The organism is Puniceibacterium sediminis, from assembly GCF_900188035.1.
GTDB lineage: Bacteria > Pseudomonadota > Alphaproteobacteria > Rhodobacterales > Rhodobacteraceae > Puniceibacterium > Puniceibacterium sediminis.
On record NZ_FZNN01000004.1, the window covers coordinates 245,768 to 263,178 of the forward strand.

Here is a 17,411-nt window from a genome sequence, read left to right on the forward strand (position 1 = left end):
GTTTCCGTTCAGGCCGCCGCATCGGCACAGGCCCCGGTCTTGAGCCGGAAGCCACCATTCGACAGCGTCACACCCTCTTCGGTCTTGATCTTGTAAGCCGCCACGTCCTGCACCTGCGCGCGGGTCATGCCGGTCTGCAGCTCGACGGGGATAAAATCCTCTTCGCTCACCAGATCACAGCCGATCGACGCCACAGCCTCATCGAACATCGCCAGATGTTCCGGGGTCACCCCCTCGGGCGGCATCGCGCAGGCGGAAAGCAGCGCAAATGTTGCGCAGGCACCAAAAAATCGCTTCATCTGTCAACCTCTCCGAACACGATGTCCATCGTCCCGATTATCGCCGCCACATCGGCCAGCTGGTGACCGGTTGCAACGTAATCCATCGCCTGCAGATGCAGGAAACCCGGCGCGCGCAGTTTGACGCGGTAGGGTTTGTTGCTGCCATCAGCCACAAGATAGACGCCGAATTCACCCTTGGGTGCCTCGACGCAGGCATAAACTTCGCCCGCCGGCACGTGAAATCCCTCGGTATACAGCTTGAAATGATGGATCAGCGCCTCCATCGAGGTCTTCATATCGGTGCGCGACGGCGGCGTTATCTTGCCCCGGGCCAGAACATCGCCCTGCCCTTCGGGTGCCTTCAGCTTGGCGATAGCCTGCTTGATGATATGCAGCGACTGGCGCATCTCTTCCATGCGGACAAGGTAGCGGTCATAGCAGTCACCGTTCTTGCCAACCGGGATCTGGAATTCGAACTCATCATAACATTCATAGGGCTGCGCGCGCCGCAGATCCCAGGCAAGCCCGGAGCCACGCACCATCACACCCGAAAAACCCCAGTCCTGAATGTCCTGTTCGGTGATCACGCCGATATCGGCATTACGCTGCTTGAAGATCCGGTTTTCGGTCAGCAGATCATCGATATCCTGAAGCCGCGCGGGAAACTCATCCGCCCAGGTGTCGATATCGTCGATCAGATCTTCGGGCAGATCCTGATGCACACCGCCCGGCCGGAAATAGGCCGCATGCAGACGCGCACCACAGGCCCGCTCGTAAAAGATCATCAGCTTTTCACGCTCTTCAAAACCCCAGAGCGGCGGCGTCAGCGCGCCCACATCCATGGCTTGCGTCGTCACGTTCAGCAGGTGGTTCAAAATCCGCCCGATTTCCGAATAAAGCACCCGGATCAAGGAGGCACGCCGTGGCACCTCGACCCCGGTCAGCTTTTCGATGGCCAGACACCAGGCGTGTTCCTGATTCATCGGGGCCACGTAATCCAGCCGGTCGAAATATGGCAGGTTCTGCAGATAGGTCCGCGATTCCATCAGCTTTTCGGTGCCACGATGCAGCAGGCCGATATGCGGATCGCAGCGTTCCACGATCTCGCCGTCCAGCTCCAGCACCAGACGCAGAACGCCATGCGCCGCCGGGTGCTGCGGGCCAAAGTTGATGTTGAAGTTGCGGATCTTCTGCTCGCCCGTCAGGGCGTCATCGAAACCGTTGGAGCCGTCCATCATGTGTTTTCCTCCGGTGGCGTCCATTTGTCAGGAAGCGCGATCAGCCATAGCGCAATCAACACGGCCAGCCCGCCGACCAACAGAGTCGAAAAGGCCCACCGGCGGTCATAGGCGTATTTTGGCAGGATCTTCCACAGCGGGTAGCCCCAGACAAAAGCGCAGACCACATAGGCAATCGCAAAGCCCCAGAACCCGGCCGCGCCATCGTATACAGGCATTCCAAGCGGGGTCACTTTGCGCCCTCTTTTTTCTCATCGCCGGGCAGCACATATTGCGCACCTTCCCAGGGCGACATGAAGTCGAACTGACGGTATTCCTGAACAAGGTTCACCGGCTCATAGACGACACGCTTCTTCTCTTCGTCATAGCGCACCTCGGTATAGCCCGTGGTCGGAAAATCCTTGCGCAGCGGGTGGCCGCGAAAACCATAGTCGGTCAGGATGCGGCGCAGATCGGGGTGCCCTGAAAACAGCACGCCGAACATGTCGAAAATCTCGCGCTCGAACCAGTTGGCCGAGGGGTGCACAGAAACGATCGAGGGCACCATATCCTCTTCGCGGATGCTGACGCGCAGACGGATGCGGTGGTTCTGGTACATCGACAGAAAATGATAGACCACGTCGAACCGCTTGGGCCGCTCGGGGTAATCGACGGCGGTGATATCGACCAGAGACGTGAAGCGACAAGTGTTATCGGTCGTCAGAAATTCGACAAAGCCGCGAACGTTGGACGGAGCCACGTCGATGTTCAGCTCGTCATGCGTCACGTCCCAGCCCAATACGCAATCCGGGCGCTTGAGCTCGATATGCCCGCCCAACTCCTGCAGTGCTGCCGTCATTCTGTCGTCTCCTTCATCAGGCCCGCGCTTTCAGCGCCGCCCTTCACCGAATCCGCGCGTTTAGCGCACAATGGTTCCGGTCCGTCTGATCTTTTTCTGCAGCGCCAGGATACCATAAAGCAGCGCCTCTGCCGTTGGCGGGCAGCCCGGAACGTAGATATCAACTGGAACGATCCGGTCACACCCACGTACCACGGAATAGCTGTAATGATAATAACCGCCACCGTTGGCGCAGGACCCCATCGAGATCACATAGCGCGGCTCGGGCATCTGGTCATAGACCTTGCGCAGGGCCGGCGCCATCTTGTTGGTCAGCGTTCCGGCCACGATCATCAGATCCGACTGGCGCGGGCTGGCGCGCGGCGCCGTGCCAAACCGTTCAAGGTCATAGCGCGGCATCGAGGTGTGCATCATCTCGACCGCGCAGCAGGCCAGACCAAAGGTCATCCAGTGCAGCGATCCGGTGCGCGCCCAGTTGATGATATCCTCGGTCGAGGTCAGCAGAAATCCCTTGTCCGCCAGCTCGGCATTCAGGGCACGCGTCGCGACCTCATTGTCACCGCCAGCCGTATTCAGGCCATAGGCCGCCTTGGCCGACGGCGCGGATTTGACGCGCGGCACCTGCAGCCCATCCCCCAGAACCTCGGTCACAAGCGGCTTGTCTTCACTCACTGCCATTCCAGCGCACCTTTTTTCCACTCATAGGCAAAGCCGATGGTCAGGACCGAAAGGAACACCATCATCGACCAGAAACCTGCCATGCTCACATCCTGGAACGCCACGGCCCAGGGGAACAGAAACGCGATTTCGAGGTCAAAAATGATGAACAGGATCGACACGAGATAAAACCGCACGTCGAACTTCATCCGGGCATCATCAAAGGCGTTAAACCCGCATTCATAGGCGCTCACCTTTTCGGGGTCAGGGCTGCGCACGGCAATGACCAAAGCGGCCAGAATCAGCACAAGACCCAACCCGATGGCGATGGCCAGAAAAACAAGGATGGGGAGGTATTCCCTCAGCATCTCTTCCACGAGGTGGCTCCTTTTCAACGGCGCCGCTTCGGGCGCATTGGTCAAGTGGCTAGATTGACTGACAACTGACTTATCGCCGCCCGCTGCCCGGGTCAACCAAGCCTGCGCTTTTCAGGATTGATGAAAAAAGCTTCTGTTTCAACCAAGTAAGCGGATTTTGTTCAAGTTTTACAAAAGGATGGCGCAAAAATCGCTTCCACTTGCCACTTTTCCGGGCGCGCGAAAGCGTCGCGGCTGGTATTGCCTCTCTGGCAGGAGCCAGAGACTCACCCTCTTCGACCCCTTGGCACTCAGCGAAACGCACCGCCGCCCCCGCGCCCTGCCCCTTGATCAGGCCGACAAGACCCAAGTCAGCATTTCCCGGCGCGCACCCTTACGCGATCGCCGGACCCAAAAGTCTTCGAAGACTTTTGCCAAAACTTTTATCAAAAGTTTTGCCGGCCTTGCCCGTCTGCGGCACCGGTTTGATGAGGACAAAAGGATCTGTCGAACTCAACTATACGGTGCCCTAGTTACATCCTGCGGACGCCCATAGACATGCGCAACGCCACGCTCATGGCCCGCTGGCTGGTACCGGATAAAAGTCGCGCGTATAAAACGTCTGCTCGCCATCGCGCGCGCGGGCCCGACTGTACGCCGGACGCGCCGAGATTCGGCCCCGGTAGGCCATCAACCCCGGATAGGCATCAAGGTGGACATAATAAGGTGCCGCAAACAGGTTGAACCCCATCATCGTGTCCGCCGCGCTGAAACCGTCAGCCAGAAGATACTCCTGCCCCTCCAGCATCCGCTCCATCGCCCGCAGCGTCCCGGCCAGCCGGGCCGTCACCAGCTTGATCACCGTGGGCGACGCCTGCGTCGGATCCCGCAGGAACACATGCTGAATGTTAAGCTGTTCGATGCAGCCCGCCATTGTCTCGGCGAAATGCAGCGCCTCCAGGTATCGCGCACGCTGGGGGGTGCCCGGGTCGCGCCCCAACCCGGCCTCCGAATAGGTCTCGCACAGATATTCGTGGATCGCGCCGCTTTCGAACAGCACCTGCCCGCCGATTTCAAGCGCGGGCACCCGTCCTGCCGGAGACAGCTCCTGAAAGGCACCGCGCAGCGATCCGTCGCGGATGTCATACGGCACGACCTCGAAATCCAGCCCCAGCTCCTCAAGCAGCCAGAGCACTCGGAACGACCGCGAAAACGGCACATGGTGTAAACGGATCATCTTGTCTCGCCTCCCCGGCAAACAATCCCCGCGACTCGGTGGAACGTTCCTACAGTCATCCCTCAGCCCATCGCCGCCATCAACTCGCGTCCCACCAGCATCCGCCTAATCTCTGACGTGCCCGCCCCGATCTCCATCAGCTTGGCATCCCGGAACAGCCGCGCCACCGGTGCATCGGCCAGAAAACCCGCGCCGCCCATGGCCTGCACGGCCTGATGCGCCTGAACCATTGCCTGCTCCGATGCATAAAGACAGCAGGCCGCCGCATCCTGACGCGTCACATCCCCCCGGTCGCAGGCCTTGGCCACTTCATAGATATAGGCGCGCGCCGAATTCATCGCCGTGTACATGTCCGCGATCTTGCCCTGCATCAACTGGAACGATCCAATCGCTTGCCCGAACTGCTTGCGCGTCGCGAGGTACGGCATCACCTCGTCCAGACAGGCCGCCATGATCCCGGTACCGATTCCCGCCAGCACGACCCGTTCGTAATCAAGTCCCGACATCAGAACCCGCACACCGCGTCCTTCTTCGCCCAGAACGTTCTCAAACGGCACTTCGACGTCGTCAAAGACCAATTCCGCCGTATTCGACCCACGCATTCCCAGCTTGTCGAAATGCGGGCTGGTGGAAAAACCCACCATGGTCTTTTCAATCAGAAACGCCGTGATCCCCTTGGACCCGGCCTCTGGATCGGTCTTGGCATAGACGACAAGCGTATCGGCATCCGGCCCGTTGGTGATCCAGTACTTGTTGCCGTTCAGCACATAGCGGTCGTTGCGCTTTTCGGCGCGCAGCTTCATCGACACCACGTCCGACCCGGCGCTTTCTTCGGACATGGCAAGGGCACCGACATGGGTGCCGGATACCAGCCCCGGCAGATACTTCTGCCGCTGCGCATCGGTGCCATTCAACTTGATCTGATTGACGCAAAGGTTGGAATGCGCGCCATAAGACAGCGACACCGACGCGCTGGCCCGGGCGATTTCCTCGACCGCGATGACATGGGCCAGATACCCCATCCCCGCGCCGCCGAATTCCTCGGGCACGGTGATCCCCAGCAGACCCAGATCGCCCATTTCCCGCCACAGCGCGGGCGGAAAGACATTACTCTTGTCGATCTCACCGGCAATCGGGCGCACCCGTTCCTGCGCCCAGCGGTGAACCATGTCCCGCAGGGCATTCACATCCTCGCCCAGATCAAATTTCATCACCGCACTGAACACCGCGCTCCTCCTCATATTTACTTTCGGTCCCGATCTGGAACGTTCCATCGACACCGTGTCCTGTCGACCACACGCAAACGCGGCGGCGGCCAACGGAACCTCTCCCATCGGCGCAGCGTTGCATGGATGAACACGAATATCAAAAGGATAGAGAGTATGTCCGAAGACCTCAAAACCGCCTTCTGGGACCGTATCGATGATGTGCGGGCTGGCCTGCTGAATGCGGGAAATACCCGCGCCGTGCCGATGTCGCCCTATGCCGACCCCGCCGAAAACGCGATCTGGTTTATCACCGCGCAGGGCACCGACCTTTCTCAGGCTGCCGAATCAAACGCCACGGCCTCTTTTGCCGTCGCGGACCCCAAGGCCAATCTTTACGCCACGGTCGACGGCCACATAAGCCAGGTGGATGATCCCGAAAAGCTGGACGAACTCTGGAACGCCGTCGCCGCGTCGTGGTTCGAAGATGGCCGCCGCGACGATGACATCCGCCTGATCCGCATGACCCCCACCACGGCCGAGGTCTGGGCGACAACCGGTGCCGCCGGTTTTGTCTATGAACTGGTGAAGTCGCGCGTAACCGAGGACAAGCCTGACATGGGCGAGCATGGCGTGATACGCTTCATCTGATAGCCATACGCCAGCCATACGGTTTCCATACGGGAACCATACGGCTTCCATACCCCGAAAACCGGAGATCGCCATGCGTCCACCCCGTCTTGCCGCCCTTGCCATTTGCCTTGGCCTGCCCTTCACTCTTCAGGCCGAAGAGGTCGGCGAAATCGGTGTCGATTGGGTCGGAAATGACATCATCATCGAGGCCGTGGCCGATCCCAAGGTTCAGGGCGTCACCTGCCATATCGCCTATTTCGACCGCTCGGTGATCGACCGTCTTTCCAAGGGCAACTGGTTCGAGGATCCCTCGAATGCCTCCATTGCCTGTCGGCAGACCGGCCCGATCACCATAGGTGATATCGAACGCGACAGCGGAGGCGAAGACGTCTTTCGCACGTCCCGCTCCATCATCCTCAAGTCATTGAGGATAAAGAGGGTTTTCGATGAAAAGAACCAGACTCTGATCTATCTGGCGCATGCCGCAGAACTGACCGACGGCTCTGCCAAGATGTCGATGTCCACCGTGCCGCTTTATAATTCCGGCGTGTCCAACTGATAAACAGCGCTCACCTCGGCCCGGATGATCCGCGCGATCTGCGCGCAATCCTCAAGGCTGAAGGTGAGCGGTATCCGCATGTCGATCAACCCGGCAAGGATGCGGTCCGTGGCAGGCATCGGCGCACTTGGCGCATAGCGCCAGGAATCATAGCGTGACGTGAAGGCCACAGGCTCTGGCGCGCCGAACCACTTCAGCTCCACCCCCCGTGCAGCACAACGTTTCAACACGTCCAGAACCCTCTCAACAGACCAGTCAAGTAACAGAAATTGCAGGCAACTTCCCACAAATCCCTCTGCCTCCGGCCGGTGTGTCAGCCGCAGCCCGGGGGTGTCGCGCAATCCCTCTTCAACCACGCGATAGCGTTCATTCCAGCGTATCACCTGATCCTGTAGCGTCCGTAACTGGGGCCGCAGAATGCTGGCGCGCAAGTTGTCCATGCGCCCGGAAATATTGGGCGTCACATACTTCACCCGCTCAAAAACCTCGGGCGATGGCGCCGCCCTGTGCCGCTCATATAACATGTACGATCCCGACAGGATTACTGCCCGCGCCGCAACCTCTTCCTCATCGGTGATCAGAAATCCGCCCTCGCCGGAATTCACATGTTTGTAGGTTTGGCAGGAATAACAACCGGTTACCCCATGCCGACCGGACACCACGCCGTCCCACCCTGCGCCCATGGTGTGGGCGCAATCCTCAACCACCGTCACCCCTGCGGCGTCGCAGATGTCCATCAGCCGCGCCATATCGCAGATATGTCCCCGCATATGGCTCAGCAGCAGCACACTGGCCTGCCCCACCTTCTGCGCCAGATCGTTCAGGTCGATGGTCAGATCTTCTGTCACACCAACGAACACCGGCTCGGCCCCCACCGACGCGATCGCCCCCGGCACCGGCGCCAGCGTAAAGGCATTGGTCAGGACCCTGTCCCCCGGCACAACCCCGACGGCCCGCAAGGCAGTGGACATGGCATACCCCCCCGAAGCCACGGCCAGGCAGAAACGTGCGCCAGTCAGGGCGGCGAACTCCTCTTCCAGCAGCGCTGTATGGCTGATCTCATCAGGCACAGTATTATAGCGGTGCAGCCGTCCGTGGCGCAGAACCTCCAGCGCCGCCGCGATCCCCTCTTCGGGAATCGGCTCCTGCTGGGTGAAACTTCCGGTGAAAATCTCTGTCATGGCGCGTAAAATGCAGGTGTCACCCACGACGTCAATCAGGCGTATGCGCTTTTAGAAAAATGAAAGGTTCGCTTCCAAAACGCCCGTCAGCTTGCGCCTTTGCACTTCCTCAAGAGGCAGAAATGACTCCAGTCCACAGTAGGGTTACAGAAAATATCAAAAAAGACCGATAAAAAACAACATTCAGAAAGAAAATCACCCCCAATGGCAATTTTTTCCCAGATATGGCGGTTGACGGCCCTCCCCCTCCGCCATAATGTCCCGCACGCAAACAGAGGAGTCCCGACCGGTGATCACGCTAGTCGTAATTGTAGGAACCAAGCGCATGGGCCGGTAACGGACACCCAAAAGGTACCCCATGCGCCCCCGAACCCCACGGGGGCTTTTTTGTGCGCTAAACATGCCCAGCGGATCCACGACATCCCAAGGCAATGACCCAGATAGACGTCGTAAACGGAGCAAAGCGATGACACGTCAGATGACCGGAGCGAAAATGGTGATTCAAGCCCTGAAGGATCAGGGTGTGGACACGGTATTCGGATACCCCGGTGGCGCAGTGCTACCGATTTACGACGAGCTCTTTCAGCAGAACCACATCCAGCACATTCTGGTCCGCCACGAACAGGCCGCCGTGCACGCCGCCGAAGGCTATGCCCGCTCGACCGGCAAACCGGGTGTCGTGCTTGTCACCTCTGGACCCGGCGCGACGAATGCGGTCACCGGCCTTACGGACGCGCTGATGGATTCGATCCCCATTGTCGTGCTTACCGGGCAGGTCCCGACTTTCATGATCGGTTCCGATGCCTTTCAGGAGGCGGACACCGTGGGCATCACCCGCCCCTGCACCAAACACAACTGGCTGGTCAAAGACACCGCCAAACTGTCCGCGACCATCCATCAGGCGTTCCACGTCGCGATGGTCGGCCGCCCCGGGCCGGTTCTTGTCGACATCCCCAAGGACGTCCAGTTCGCCAGCGCCGAATACCAGCCCAAGCAGAAGGCGCCGACCGGCCACTACCAACCCCAGGTCAAGGGCGACATGGAGATGATCACCGCTCTGGTCGAAGCTATCGAAACTGCCGAACGCCCCGTCTTTTATACCGGCGGCGGCGTGATCAATTCCGGCCCCGGCGCCTCGCAACTGCTGCGCGAACTGGTCGAAGCGACAGGTTTTCCCATCACCTCGACCCTCATGGGTCTGGGTGCCTATCCGGCGAGCGGTAAGCACTGGCTCGGTATGCTGGGCATGCACGGGCTGTACGAGGCAAACCTTGCCATGCACGGCTGTGACCTCATGATCAACGTGGGCGCGCGCTTTGACGACCGGATCACCGGGCGGCTGGATGCCTTCAGCCCCAAGTCGCGTAAGGCCCATATCGACATTGACGCATCGTCGATCAACAAGGTGATCCGTGTCGACATGCCCATTCTGGGCGACGTCGGTCATGTGCTAGAGGATGTCCTCAAGGTCTGGAAGGCACGCGGCCGCCGGGTGAACCAAGAAGGCCTGCAGAAATGGTGGGCGCGCATCCACGAATGGCAAAAGGTCGACTGCCTCAAATTCAAGCCGAACGAAGGCACTATCCGTCCCCAGTATGCCCTCTCTCGCCTTGAGGCACTTACCAAGGGCCGTGACCGCTATATCAGCACCGAAGTCGGCCAGCATCAGATGTGGGCGGCACAGTATCTGGGGTTTGAGGACCCTAACCGCTGGATGACCTCGGGCGGTCTTGGCACCATGGGCTACGGCTTTCCAGCGTCTATCGGCGCGCAGGTTGCGCACCCCGATGCACTGGTCATCAACGTGGCAGGCGAAGCGTCCTGGCTGATGAATATGCAGGAGATGGGCACGGCGATCCAATTCGACCTGCCGGTCAAACAGTTCATCCTGAACAACGAACGCCTTGGCATGGTGCGCCAGTGGCAGGAACTGCTGCACGGTCAGCGTTATTCGCACAGCTGGTCCGAGGCCCTGCCTGACTTTGTGAAACTCGCCGAGGCTTTCGGAGCCAAGGGTATCCGATGCAGCGATCCTGCGGACCTCGACGAAGCTATCATGGAAATGATGAGCTACGACGGTCCGGTCATCTTTGACTGCCTCGTCGAAAAGCACGAGAACTGCTTCCCGATGATCCCAAGCGGCGAGCCGCACAACAAAATGCTGCTAGGTGAAGCAAAAACCAAGGACGCCATCGGGTCAAAAGGTGCGGTGATGGTGTAACCGTCGCCCAAAAGTTTTCATAAAAACTTTTGCCAAGACTTTTCACAAAAGTCTTGGTCACAGGCTCAAGCCAAAGGAACATAAAATGTCCGCTCTACACATCAAAAAAGGCTCTACAAAGCATTCGGCTTACAATCTGCGCTCGACCTTCTCGGATGCAGAAGAAACGCACACCATCGCTGTGCTGGTCGAAAACGAACCCGGCGTCTTGGCGCGGGTCATCGGCTTGTTCTCGGGGCGCGGCTACAACATCGACAGCTTGACCGTTGCAGAAGTGGACCATTTGGGACACCTCAGCCGCATCACAATCGTCACCACAGGCACACCCCAGGTGATAGAGCAGATCAAGGCGCAACTGGGACGCATTGTCCCTGTTCACGAGGTTCATGATCTGACTGCCGAGGGTGGCTCGGTCGAACGCGAGCTCGCCTTGCTCAAGGTTTCCGGGGTCAACGACAAGCGCGTTGAGGCGCTGCGCCTGGCGGACATCTTCCGCGCCCAGGTTGTGGATAGCACCTTGGAAAGTTTTGTTTTCCAGATCACTGGGACGCCGGAAAAAGTCGACGCATTTGCCGATCTTATGCGTCCGCTTGGCCTGAGTGAAATTGCTCGAACCGGCGTCGCAGCGCTGGCTCGGGGGCTTTAAGGCCATCCCTTTTCCCTGACCGGCGGGAGCAAAGCCCTCCGGTCAGAAATCCCAGTCCGCACATTTCGCAACTTAAACGGATGCGACAACATGTCCCATCAACCTAAGGAGGCGTGAGTTTGTGGTAGCGCGTGCTTACTTTTCGCCAACGCGGATCAAGCCGATTCAAGAGCCGCGAACACTGGCACGTTTGGGCCTTCCAGACCAGTCTTCGGAAGTTTAAATGTCAGCAAAGCCTGCACTCAGACCGAGGCCTTACGCCGTTCCAGGAAGCTTTCCATTTGGATGATGTTCGACGCGTTAGTGACAGTCTTATCTTTTGCACGCCCACCGTCGGTCCGTAAACTTTGAGCGATTCCAACGTATTGCGACTGCCCTACCAGCTGTGGGTTACGTGCCAGCCGCAAATTTGATTCCTCGTTCATGTCGAACTGAATGAGGTCTCCAGCGTCCAGGGAAACCCCCTCAACAGCGCTGTGATCCTCACCGGAATAGAACGCAAGGTTCCCGTGGTCTTCGCACCAAATCACTGCCTTTTTCTCGGCTGTGTCGGTCCAAAGAACGACACCAAACATGTTCGAGCTGGACATCGATGAAACCCTTCGCGTTGATCTGGGCTCACATTCGGGCAAATCGACCCGCACTGACACGATTTTTGCCGCGACTCCTTCTTGCAATTTGTGTCGTATACAATATTGATTGAGGCGAACCAGCATCAGAGCTGATGCTACTTAGCGTCACATTATCGATTTTTTTGTTTCACCGTACCGCCGAGAGTAGTCCTAAGGTAACCGAATACATCTATAAGAAGAAGTTTGCCATGTCTCCAGCAGCACGAAAAATCGGATCTTCACCTAGCCCGGCAGAACTGCGTAATATGCTTGGCGCAAATTTGCGTCGCCTCACCAATGATGCCGTATCCATATCAGCCCTCTGCCGCGACCTTGGGATCAACCGGACACAGTTCAACCGCTACCTGGCAGGAGAAAGCTTTCCGCGACCCGACGTGCTACACCGGATCTGCAGGTTCTTTCACGTAGATGCCCGTATCCTGCTCGAACCAGTCGACGAGATTGACACGGTCCGTCGCGACCTGCTGCACCATCCCTCTGTGGCAGATTTCATTGGCGCGGGTTCGATCTCGCTCGAAGAAGAAATCTTTCCCTCCGGCTTCTACAGGTTCACGCGCCGCAGTTTCATGGATGACGAACAGTTCGTTCAGGGGTTGGTCTATGTTTTCCGCGACGGTGTATTCACCTTCATTCGCGGCTTTGAGGCCAAGGAAGCCATGCGCGCGCAAGGTCTTGGCACCGACCCTCAGACCCGTGAATTCCGTGGCTTCCTGCTGCCCCAGGAAGGCGGCATCGCTGCGTTGGTCAGCCGCCGTAATTCGCTGACGACCTCTTTCAATTATCTTGCACGCATCACGTCGTTCCAGAACAACTTCTGGGTCGGATACGCCGCACGTACCGTGCGGGAGAGCATGACCGGACGCCGTGTGACCCGATTGGTCTATGAATACCTGGGCTCTGATCGCAAGACTATCATGACGGCGGCCCGCTCCTCTGGTTTCTGCACCGAGAGCGAGCTCATCCCCTTCCACCGCACACAGCTGCGCATGGGTGAATCCTTCAACTGATGCAGTTTAGCGCTCCGCTTCCAGCCACACACTCGCGGATCGCACTCGCTCAGTCGCGCTGTGCATCCGCACGTGACTTGCCCGAGACGTTCAGGGCAAGCGTCGCTGCCATGAACGGATCAAGGTCGCCATCCAGCACACCCTTGGTATCAGAGGTCTCGTGCTGGGTGCGCAGGTCCTTGACCATCTGATAAGGCTGCAACACGTAGGACCGGATCTGGTTGCCCCATCCTGCATCGCCTTTGGCCTCGTGGGCCGCGTTGATATCGGCGTTGCGGCGGTCCAGCTCAAGTTGATAAAGACGCGATTTCAGCGCCTTCATGGCAATGTCGCGGTTCTGGTGCTGTGACTTTTCCGAACTGGTCACCACGATGCCCGTGGGATGGTGGGTAATCCGCACCGCGGAATCGGTAGTGTTCACGTGCTGTCCGCCCGCACCCGAAGATCTGTAGGTGTCGATACGAATATCCGAAGGGTTCACCTCGATCTCGATATTGTCGTCGACGACCGGATAAACCCAGACAGAACTGAAGGACGTGTGCCGCTTGGCGGCAGAGTCATAAGGCGAGATCCGCACCAGACGATGGACGCCGGATTCCGACTTGAGCCAGCCATAGGCGTTGGGCCCGGTGATCTTGTATGCTGCGGACTTGATGCCCGTCTCTTCCCCGGCGCTCTCTGACTGCAGCTCGACCTTGTAGCCCTTCTTCTCGGCCCAGCGGACGTACATGCGCGCTAGCATCGATGCCCAGTCACAGCTTTCGGTGCCGCCGGCGCCGGCATTGATCTCAAGGAAAGTGTCATTGGCATCTGCCTCGCCGTCCAGCAGTGCCTCAAGTTCCTTGACCCTGGCCTTTTCCTCCAGTTTTTTCAGCGCGCCCTCGGCTTCGGCGACGACTTCGGCGTCGTCCTCCATTTCGCCCAACTCGATAAGTTCGAGGTTGTCGGCCAGGTCTTGCTGGATCGAGGTATAGGTCTCGATTGCGTCAACCAGCATCTGGCGGTCACGCATCAGTTTCTGCGCAGCCTCGGGATCATTCCACAGCTTGGGATCCTCGACCATGGCGTTGAATTCCTCAAGCCGATGGGGCGCAGTGTCCCAGTCCAGCCGCTGGCGCAGCAGGCCGAGTGATTTCTCGATGTTGTCGACTGAGTTCTGAAGGTCCGCGCGCATCGAGATATCCTGCCTGTCTTTCGGTGATCTGCCTGATACCAAGGCTATCAGGGCATATCAAGGGATGCGCAATCACAGAAGGTGGCGCCAATGGACGAGTTTCTGGAAACCCGGCTGGAACGGTGGTCACTACGTGACCCGAAAATGATCCAGCACAACGCAGCAGTCTCAATCTTCAAGGTAACGCGGCCTTTGGGAGACCTGGCAGCGTTAAAGATCTATCATCGGGGACATGCGGGCAATGAAACCGGCGCCGCGCCTTACCTGGTGTCCATGGCTGGACGCGGGGTCGCAAAGGTTCTGGCAGTCGAACCTGACGCTCTTTTGACAGAATGGTTGCACGGGCCGGACCTGTCTGACCTTACGCACATGACCTTGCAGGCGGCAGATCAAGCTCTGGTAGGGTTGGCGCGAAACCTGCTGGCAGACCCGGTGCCGCAGATTTTCCTCCCGACCCTCTCGAACTGGATTGCAGACGCACGACGCATGCTGTTGTCTTTTGAGCCAACTGACGCACGGACATGCCTCTTCAGCGTTTTACGCCACAGCCAGACGGCCTTGGTCGACTACGGAAAACAGCAACCGCTTCACGGAGATCTGCATCACGGCAACATCATTGTCACTTCTAATGGCGCTATGGCTTTTGATGCAAAAGGGGTGTGGGGACCGAAACCCTACGAACTGGCCAACGCGCTAAGGCACCCAGCAAAATCCGCGCCGGTTTCCGGCACTGCTCTGGCAAATCGGCTGGCATTTGTTGCGACTGCCCTCGACATTGCGCCCTCAGACCTCGCCTACTGGACTGCTGTCAAAACAGCGCTTTCAGTCATTTGGCGTGGCGAAGTTACCTCGTCGGCATCACGGCGCGACCTCGACAGGCTACGTGCCTGTCTGGCGCTCTGCGCTCAATAAAGCCCACCTGAACTAAGTGTTCCAAAACTCGCCTTAGGCCCAACAACACCGGTGCCCCCCGACGAGGTCCTGACCTGACGCGAACTGCCGTCCGGTTGGATGACGTCGAAATTACCGCCCATGGCAAAGCCGCCGTCAAACTGAATGCCAAAGATCGGCTCTTCGCCCTGACGGAAACATTCGGCCACCACGTTCGCACCACTGGCGTCGTCGCTGAGGCGCGCACCGGTAAAGCGGTCGATATTGATGAACTGGCACTGCTCTGGCACCTTGAACTTGCCTCCGCCGTATTTCTTGATCGCCTTTTCCATGAACTGCTGGAACACCGGGCCGCACATGGTGCCGCCATAGGCGTGGGCACCAAGCGTGCGCGGCTGATCAAACCCAATATAGCAGCCCGCCACGATGTTGCTGGAAAACCCAACGAACCAGACGTCCTTGGCATCATTGGTCGTGCCCGTCTTGCCCGCGATCGGCACCGGCAGGTTGATGACGCTTGACGCGGTGCCTCGTTGCACAACGCCTTCAAGCATCGAGGTCAGCTGATAGGCTGTCACCGGGTCCATTACGCGTTCCCGGTTGGACACGATGCGCGGGCTTCGATCCAATGCGATGTTCGGATCGTCGCAATTTGTGCAGTCGCGTTTGTCGTGCCGGTAAACCGTGTTGCCATAGCGATCCTGCACCCGGTCGATCAAGGTCGGTTCAACCCGTTCGCCGCCATTTGCGAACATCGCATAAGCCGCCACAATCTTGAAAACCGTGGTCTCTTCTGATCCCAAGGCATTGGCCAATACCCGACTCATGTGGTCGTAAACGCCGAACTTTTCCGCATAGCGCGCAACCGTGTCCATACCGACCTCTTGAGCGAGGCGGATGGTCATCAGGTTGCGCGACTGTTCGATCCCTGTACGCAGCGGCGTCGGGCCGTAATAGGTGTTCGATGAGTTCTTGGGCCGCCAAACGCCCTGCGGCGTGTTGATCTCGATCGGGGCATCCACCACGATCGTTGCAGGGCTATAGCCACTGTCGAGCGCGGAGGCATAGACGAAGGGTTTAAAGCTCGAACCTGGCTGTCGCTTCGCCTGCGTTGCGCGATTGAATACCGAATGCTGGTAGCTGAAACCGCCCTGCATGGCGATCACGCGTCCAGTGTTCACGTCCATCGCCATAAAGCCGCCCTGCACCTGCGGGATCTGGCGCAGCGTCCAGCGGATGAATGAACCATCCGCGTCAGCGGTCATGCGCCGGACCAGCACCACATCGCCGACCTCGACCAGATCACCGGCCACCTTTGCCTTTGGTGCGAGTTTGCCACCGGAGAGACGTTTGCGGGCCCATTGAACATCCTTGGCGGGAATCCAGTGGCCATCTTCATCCTCAGGAACGCCTTCGATCCCAACGCGCGCCTCGCTTGAGCCGACCTCAAGCACGACGGCCGGATACCACGGCGCCTCCAGATCGACGTCACGGGAAATCCGCACGTTTTGCAGGGCCTCGCGCCATGCGGATTCAGTACTTAGCTGATCCAGCGGGATCTTTTTGCCCGACCCGCGCCACACGCCCTGCGAGCGGTCGTATTCCTCTAGCGCGGTGCGCAGTGCCTTCGCCGCCTCGACCTGCATCTCCGGGTCGATCGTGGCGCGGACGGAATACCCTCCGGTAAAGAAATCTTCTTCGCCGCGTTCAAGGCTCAACTGACGGCGAATCTCGTCCGTGAAATAGTCGCGTGGCGGCAGGCTGGCCTGAAACGGTTCGAAATCGCCGTTCTGAACAGACTTCAGCGGCAGCGCGACTTCACTCTCGTAAAGCGCATCCGTCAGGTAGCCGTTTTCGTGCATCTCCCGCAGCACAAAGTTGCGACGCTCCGTCAGACGTTCCTTGCGCCGTACAGGGTGATAGTCCGACGGTGCCTTGGGCAAAGAGGCAAGAAAGGCCGCTTCATGTGGGGCGAGATCAACCAGCGACTTGTTGAAGTAAGTCTGCGCAGCGGCCGTAACGCCATATGAATTTTGTCCAAGAAAAATCTCGTTCAGGTAAAGTTCGAGGATTTTTTCCTTGCTCATCGTTTCCTCGATCCGCGAGGCGAGGATGATCTCCTTGATCTTGCGTTCCGCCTGCCGGTCCCCCCCCAGAAGGAAGTTCTTCATTACCTGCTGTGTGATGGTCGAGGCACCGCGTACATCACGCCCCCGGCTGCGCACTGCATCAAAGGCTGCAGCGGCAATACCGCGAAGATCATAGCCAGAGTGTTGGTAAAAATTCTTGTCCTCGGCACTGATGAATGCCTGCTTGACCAGAGCCGGGATCTCGTTGGCGGGGGTGAAAAGGCGGCGCTCCTTGGCAAATTCGTCGATGATCCTGCCTTCGGTCGAGTAAATCCGGCTGATCGTCGGGGGGGTATATTGCGCCAGGCTTTCATGGCTGGGCAGGTCGCGACCATACATCCAGAAGACCGCACCGATGGTCAGCGCAATCATCAGCGCTGCCAGCGTGATCATGCTGAAGATTGTTCCAAAGAAGGAAAGGATGAATCGGGTCATGACGTGCCCCCTTAGGCTTTGCGCGCCTCACTATACCGCCCGGGCGACGGCGTCAAAACACAACGTTGCGTGTGGGCGTCACTGCGCAGAT

The 17,411-nt window shown here is 58.6% G+C and carries 19 protein-coding genes; 6 read left to right on the forward strand and 13 right to left on the reverse strand.

Annotated elements, in window-relative coordinates; translation table 11 throughout:
* Positions 1 to 8: 8 nt before the first annotated feature.
* The 9 genes from CHB75_RS06865 to CHB75_RS06900 form a co-directional block, all read right to left on the reverse strand.
* The gene (locus CHB75_RS06865; RefSeq protein WP_089269788.1) at positions 9 to 299 is read right to left on the reverse strand and encodes a hypothetical protein; all 291 of its coding nucleotides are present in this window, start codon (positions 297 to 299) and stop codon (positions 9 to 11) included.
* Positions 296 to 1,516: an NADH-quinone oxidoreductase subunit D gene (locus CHB75_RS06870; protein WP_089269834.1), complete on the reverse strand. Its 1,221-nt coding sequence runs from the start codon at positions 1,514 to 1,516 to the stop codon at positions 296 to 298. The genes CHB75_RS06865 and CHB75_RS06870 overlap by 4 nt, the downstream gene beginning before the upstream one ends.
* Positions 1,516 to 1,752 (reverse strand): hypothetical protein, encoded by a 237-nt coding sequence (locus CHB75_RS06875; protein ID WP_089269789.1) that lies wholly within the window; start codon positions 1,750 to 1,752, stop codon positions 1,516 to 1,518. Before CHB75_RS06875 ends, CHB75_RS06870 begins: the two co-directional genes overlap by 1 nt.
* A complete protein-coding gene (locus tag CHB75_RS06880) occupies positions 1,749 to 2,357 on the reverse strand; it encodes an NADH-quinone oxidoreductase subunit C (RefSeq protein WP_089269790.1) in 609 nt (202 codons plus the stop codon). The genes CHB75_RS06875 and CHB75_RS06880 overlap by 4 nt, the downstream gene beginning before the upstream one ends.
* A 60-nt stretch (positions 2,358 to 2,417) precedes the next feature.
* Positions 2,418 to 3,035 (reverse strand): NuoB/complex I 20 kDa subunit family protein, encoded by a 618-nt coding sequence (locus CHB75_RS06885; protein WP_245840755.1) that lies wholly within the window; start codon positions 3,033 to 3,035, stop codon positions 2,418 to 2,420.
* Positions 3,026 to 3,391 carry an NADH-quinone oxidoreductase subunit A gene (locus CHB75_RS06890; RefSeq protein ID WP_089269791.1) on the reverse strand — a complete coding sequence of 122 codons (366 nt, stop codon included), beginning with the start codon at positions 3,389 to 3,391 and terminating at the stop codon, positions 3,026 to 3,028. Before CHB75_RS06890 ends, CHB75_RS06885 begins: the two co-directional genes overlap by 10 nt.
* A 70-nt stretch (positions 3,392 to 3,461) precedes the next feature.
* A complete protein-coding gene (locus CHB75_RS21285; protein WP_141135084.1) occupies positions 3,462 to 3,740 on the reverse strand; it encodes a hypothetical protein in 279 nt (92 codons plus the stop codon).
* Between the two features lie 204 nt (positions 3,741 to 3,944).
* Positions 3,945 to 4,607 carry a glutathione S-transferase family protein gene (locus CHB75_RS06895; RefSeq protein WP_089269792.1) on the reverse strand — a complete coding sequence of 221 codons (663 nt, stop codon included), beginning with the start codon at positions 4,605 to 4,607 and terminating at the stop codon, positions 3,945 to 3,947.
* A 62-nt stretch (positions 4,608 to 4,669) separates the two neighbouring features.
* Entirely contained in the window at positions 4,670 to 5,833 is a 1,164-nt protein-coding gene (locus tag CHB75_RS06900; protein ID WP_089269793.1) for an isovaleryl-CoA dehydrogenase, read from the reverse strand.
* 156 nt (positions 5,834 to 5,989) lie between these two features.
* Between CHB75_RS06900 and CHB75_RS06905 the strand changes: the two genes are divergently transcribed.
* Positions 5,990 to 6,463: a pyridoxamine 5'-phosphate oxidase family protein gene (locus CHB75_RS06905; protein WP_089269794.1), complete on the forward strand. Its 474-nt coding sequence runs from the start codon at positions 5,990 to 5,992 to the stop codon at positions 6,461 to 6,463.
* A 73-nt stretch (positions 6,464 to 6,536) separates the two neighbouring features.
* The gene (locus tag CHB75_RS06910) at positions 6,537 to 7,004 is read left to right on the forward strand and encodes a CreA family protein (protein ID WP_089269795.1); all 468 of its coding nucleotides are present in this window, start codon (positions 6,537 to 6,539) and stop codon (positions 7,002 to 7,004) included.
* Here the strand turns inward: CHB75_RS06910 and CHB75_RS06915 are convergent.
* Positions 6,980 to 8,185 carry a DegT/DnrJ/EryC1/StrS family aminotransferase gene (locus CHB75_RS06915; protein ID WP_089269796.1) on the reverse strand — a complete coding sequence of 402 codons (1,206 nt, stop codon included), beginning with the start codon at positions 8,183 to 8,185 and terminating at the stop codon, positions 6,980 to 6,982. The two genes, CHB75_RS06910 and CHB75_RS06915, sit on opposite strands and share 25 nt — an antisense overlap.
* Positions 8,186 to 8,651: 466 nt before the next feature.
* Between CHB75_RS06915 and CHB75_RS06920 the strand changes: the two genes are divergently transcribed.
* Together CHB75_RS06920 and ilvN are read left to right on the forward strand one after the other, a co-directional pair.
* Positions 8,652 to 10,406 (forward strand): acetolactate synthase 3 large subunit, encoded by a 1,755-nt coding sequence (locus CHB75_RS06920; protein WP_089269797.1) that lies wholly within the window; start codon positions 8,652 to 8,654, stop codon positions 10,404 to 10,406.
* Positions 10,407 to 10,491: 85 nt separating this feature from the next.
* On the forward strand, positions 10,492 to 11,052 hold the full coding sequence (gene ilvN / locus CHB75_RS06925) for an acetolactate synthase small subunit (protein ID WP_089269798.1): 561 nt from the start codon (positions 10,492 to 10,494) through the stop codon (positions 11,050 to 11,052).
* 242 nt (positions 11,053 to 11,294) lie between these two features.
* Here ilvN and CHB75_RS06930 read toward each other — a convergent pair whose 3' ends face one another.
* Entirely contained in the window at positions 11,295 to 11,642 is a 348-nt protein-coding gene (locus CHB75_RS06930; protein ID WP_089269799.1) for a hypothetical protein, read from the reverse strand.
* 134 nt (positions 11,643 to 11,776) lie between these two features.
* On the opposite strand from CHB75_RS06930, the gene CHB75_RS06935 reads away from it, so the two are divergent.
* A complete protein-coding gene (locus CHB75_RS06935; RefSeq protein ID WP_342745295.1) occupies positions 11,777 to 12,691 on the forward strand; it encodes a helix-turn-helix domain-containing protein in 915 nt (304 codons plus the stop codon).
* Positions 12,692 to 12,740: 49 nt separating this feature from the next.
* On the opposite strand, the gene prfB is transcribed toward CHB75_RS06935, so the two are convergent.
* Complete coding sequence (gene prfB / locus CHB75_RS06940; RefSeq protein ID WP_089269801.1) at positions 12,741 to 13,865, reverse strand: peptide chain release factor 2; 1,125 nt, start codon at positions 13,863 to 13,865, stop codon at positions 12,741 to 12,743.
* A gap of 90 nt (positions 13,866 to 13,955) precedes the next feature.
* On the opposite strand from prfB, the gene CHB75_RS06945 reads away from it, so the two are divergent.
* Entirely contained in the window at positions 13,956 to 14,777 is an 822-nt protein-coding gene (locus CHB75_RS06945) for an aminoglycoside phosphotransferase family protein (protein ID WP_089269802.1), read from the forward strand.
* Here the strand turns inward: CHB75_RS06945 and CHB75_RS06950 are convergent.
* The gene (locus CHB75_RS06950) at positions 14,771 to 17,320 is read right to left on the reverse strand and encodes a penicillin-binding protein 1A (protein ID WP_089269803.1); all 2,550 of its coding nucleotides are present in this window, start codon (positions 17,318 to 17,320) and stop codon (positions 14,771 to 14,773) included. The genes CHB75_RS06945 and CHB75_RS06950 overlap by 7 nt on opposite strands.
* Between the last annotated feature and the right edge of the window lie 91 nt (positions 17,321 to 17,411).

Excerpts from the sequence above, each read along its gene's own strand:
- CHB75_RS06870 (WP_089269834.1), bottom strand. The coding sequence starts at position 1,516 with ATGGACGGCTCCAACGGTTTCGATGACGCCCTGACGGGCGAGCAGAAG.
- CHB75_RS06945 (WP_089269802.1), top strand. The coding sequence starts at position 13,956 with ATGGACGAGTTTCTGGAAACCCGGCTGGAACGGTGGTCACTACGTGAC.
- CHB75_RS06950 (WP_089269803.1), bottom strand. The coding sequence starts at position 17,320 with ATGACCCGATTCATCCTTTCCTTCTTTGGAACAATCTTCAGCATGATC.
- CHB75_RS06920 (WP_089269797.1), top strand. The coding sequence starts at position 8,652 with ATGACACGTCAGATGACCGGAGCGAAAATGGTGATTCAAGCCCTGAAG.
- CHB75_RS06865 (WP_089269788.1), bottom strand. The coding sequence starts at position 299 with ATGAAGCGATTTTTTGGTGCCTGCGCAACATTTGCGCTGCTTTCCGCC.
- CHB75_RS06885 (WP_245840755.1), bottom strand. The coding sequence starts at position 3,035 with ATGGCAGTGAGTGAAGACAAGCCGCTTGTGACCGAGGTTCTGGGGGAT.
- CHB75_RS06905 (WP_089269794.1), top strand. The coding sequence starts at position 5,990 with ATGTCCGAAGACCTCAAAACCGCCTTCTGGGACCGTATCGATGATGTG.
- CHB75_RS06895 (WP_089269792.1), bottom strand. The coding sequence starts at position 4,607 with ATGATCCGTTTACACCATGTGCCGTTTTCGCGGTCGTTCCGAGTGCTC.
- prfB (WP_089269801.1), bottom strand. The coding sequence starts at position 13,865 with ATGCGCGCGGACCTTCAGAACTCAGTCGACAACATCGAGAAATCACTC.
- CHB75_RS06880 (WP_089269790.1), bottom strand. The coding sequence starts at position 2,357 with ATGACGGCAGCACTGCAGGAGTTGGGCGGGCATATCGAGCTCAAGCGC.
- ilvN (WP_089269798.1), top strand. The coding sequence starts at position 10,492 with ATGTCCGCTCTACACATCAAAAAAGGCTCTACAAAGCATTCGGCTTAC.
- CHB75_RS06915 (WP_089269796.1), bottom strand. The coding sequence starts at position 8,185 with ATGACAGAGATTTTCACCGGAAGTTTCACCCAGCAGGAGCCGATTCCC.
- CHB75_RS06935 (WP_342745295.1), top strand. The coding sequence starts at position 11,777 with ATGCTACTTAGCGTCACATTATCGATTTTTTTGTTTCACCGTACCGCC.
- CHB75_RS06930 (WP_089269799.1), bottom strand. The coding sequence starts at position 11,642 with ATGTCCAGCTCGAACATGTTTGGTGTCGTTCTTTGGACCGACACAGCC.
- CHB75_RS06910 (WP_089269795.1), top strand. The coding sequence starts at position 6,537 with ATGCGTCCACCCCGTCTTGCCGCCCTTGCCATTTGCCTTGGCCTGCCC.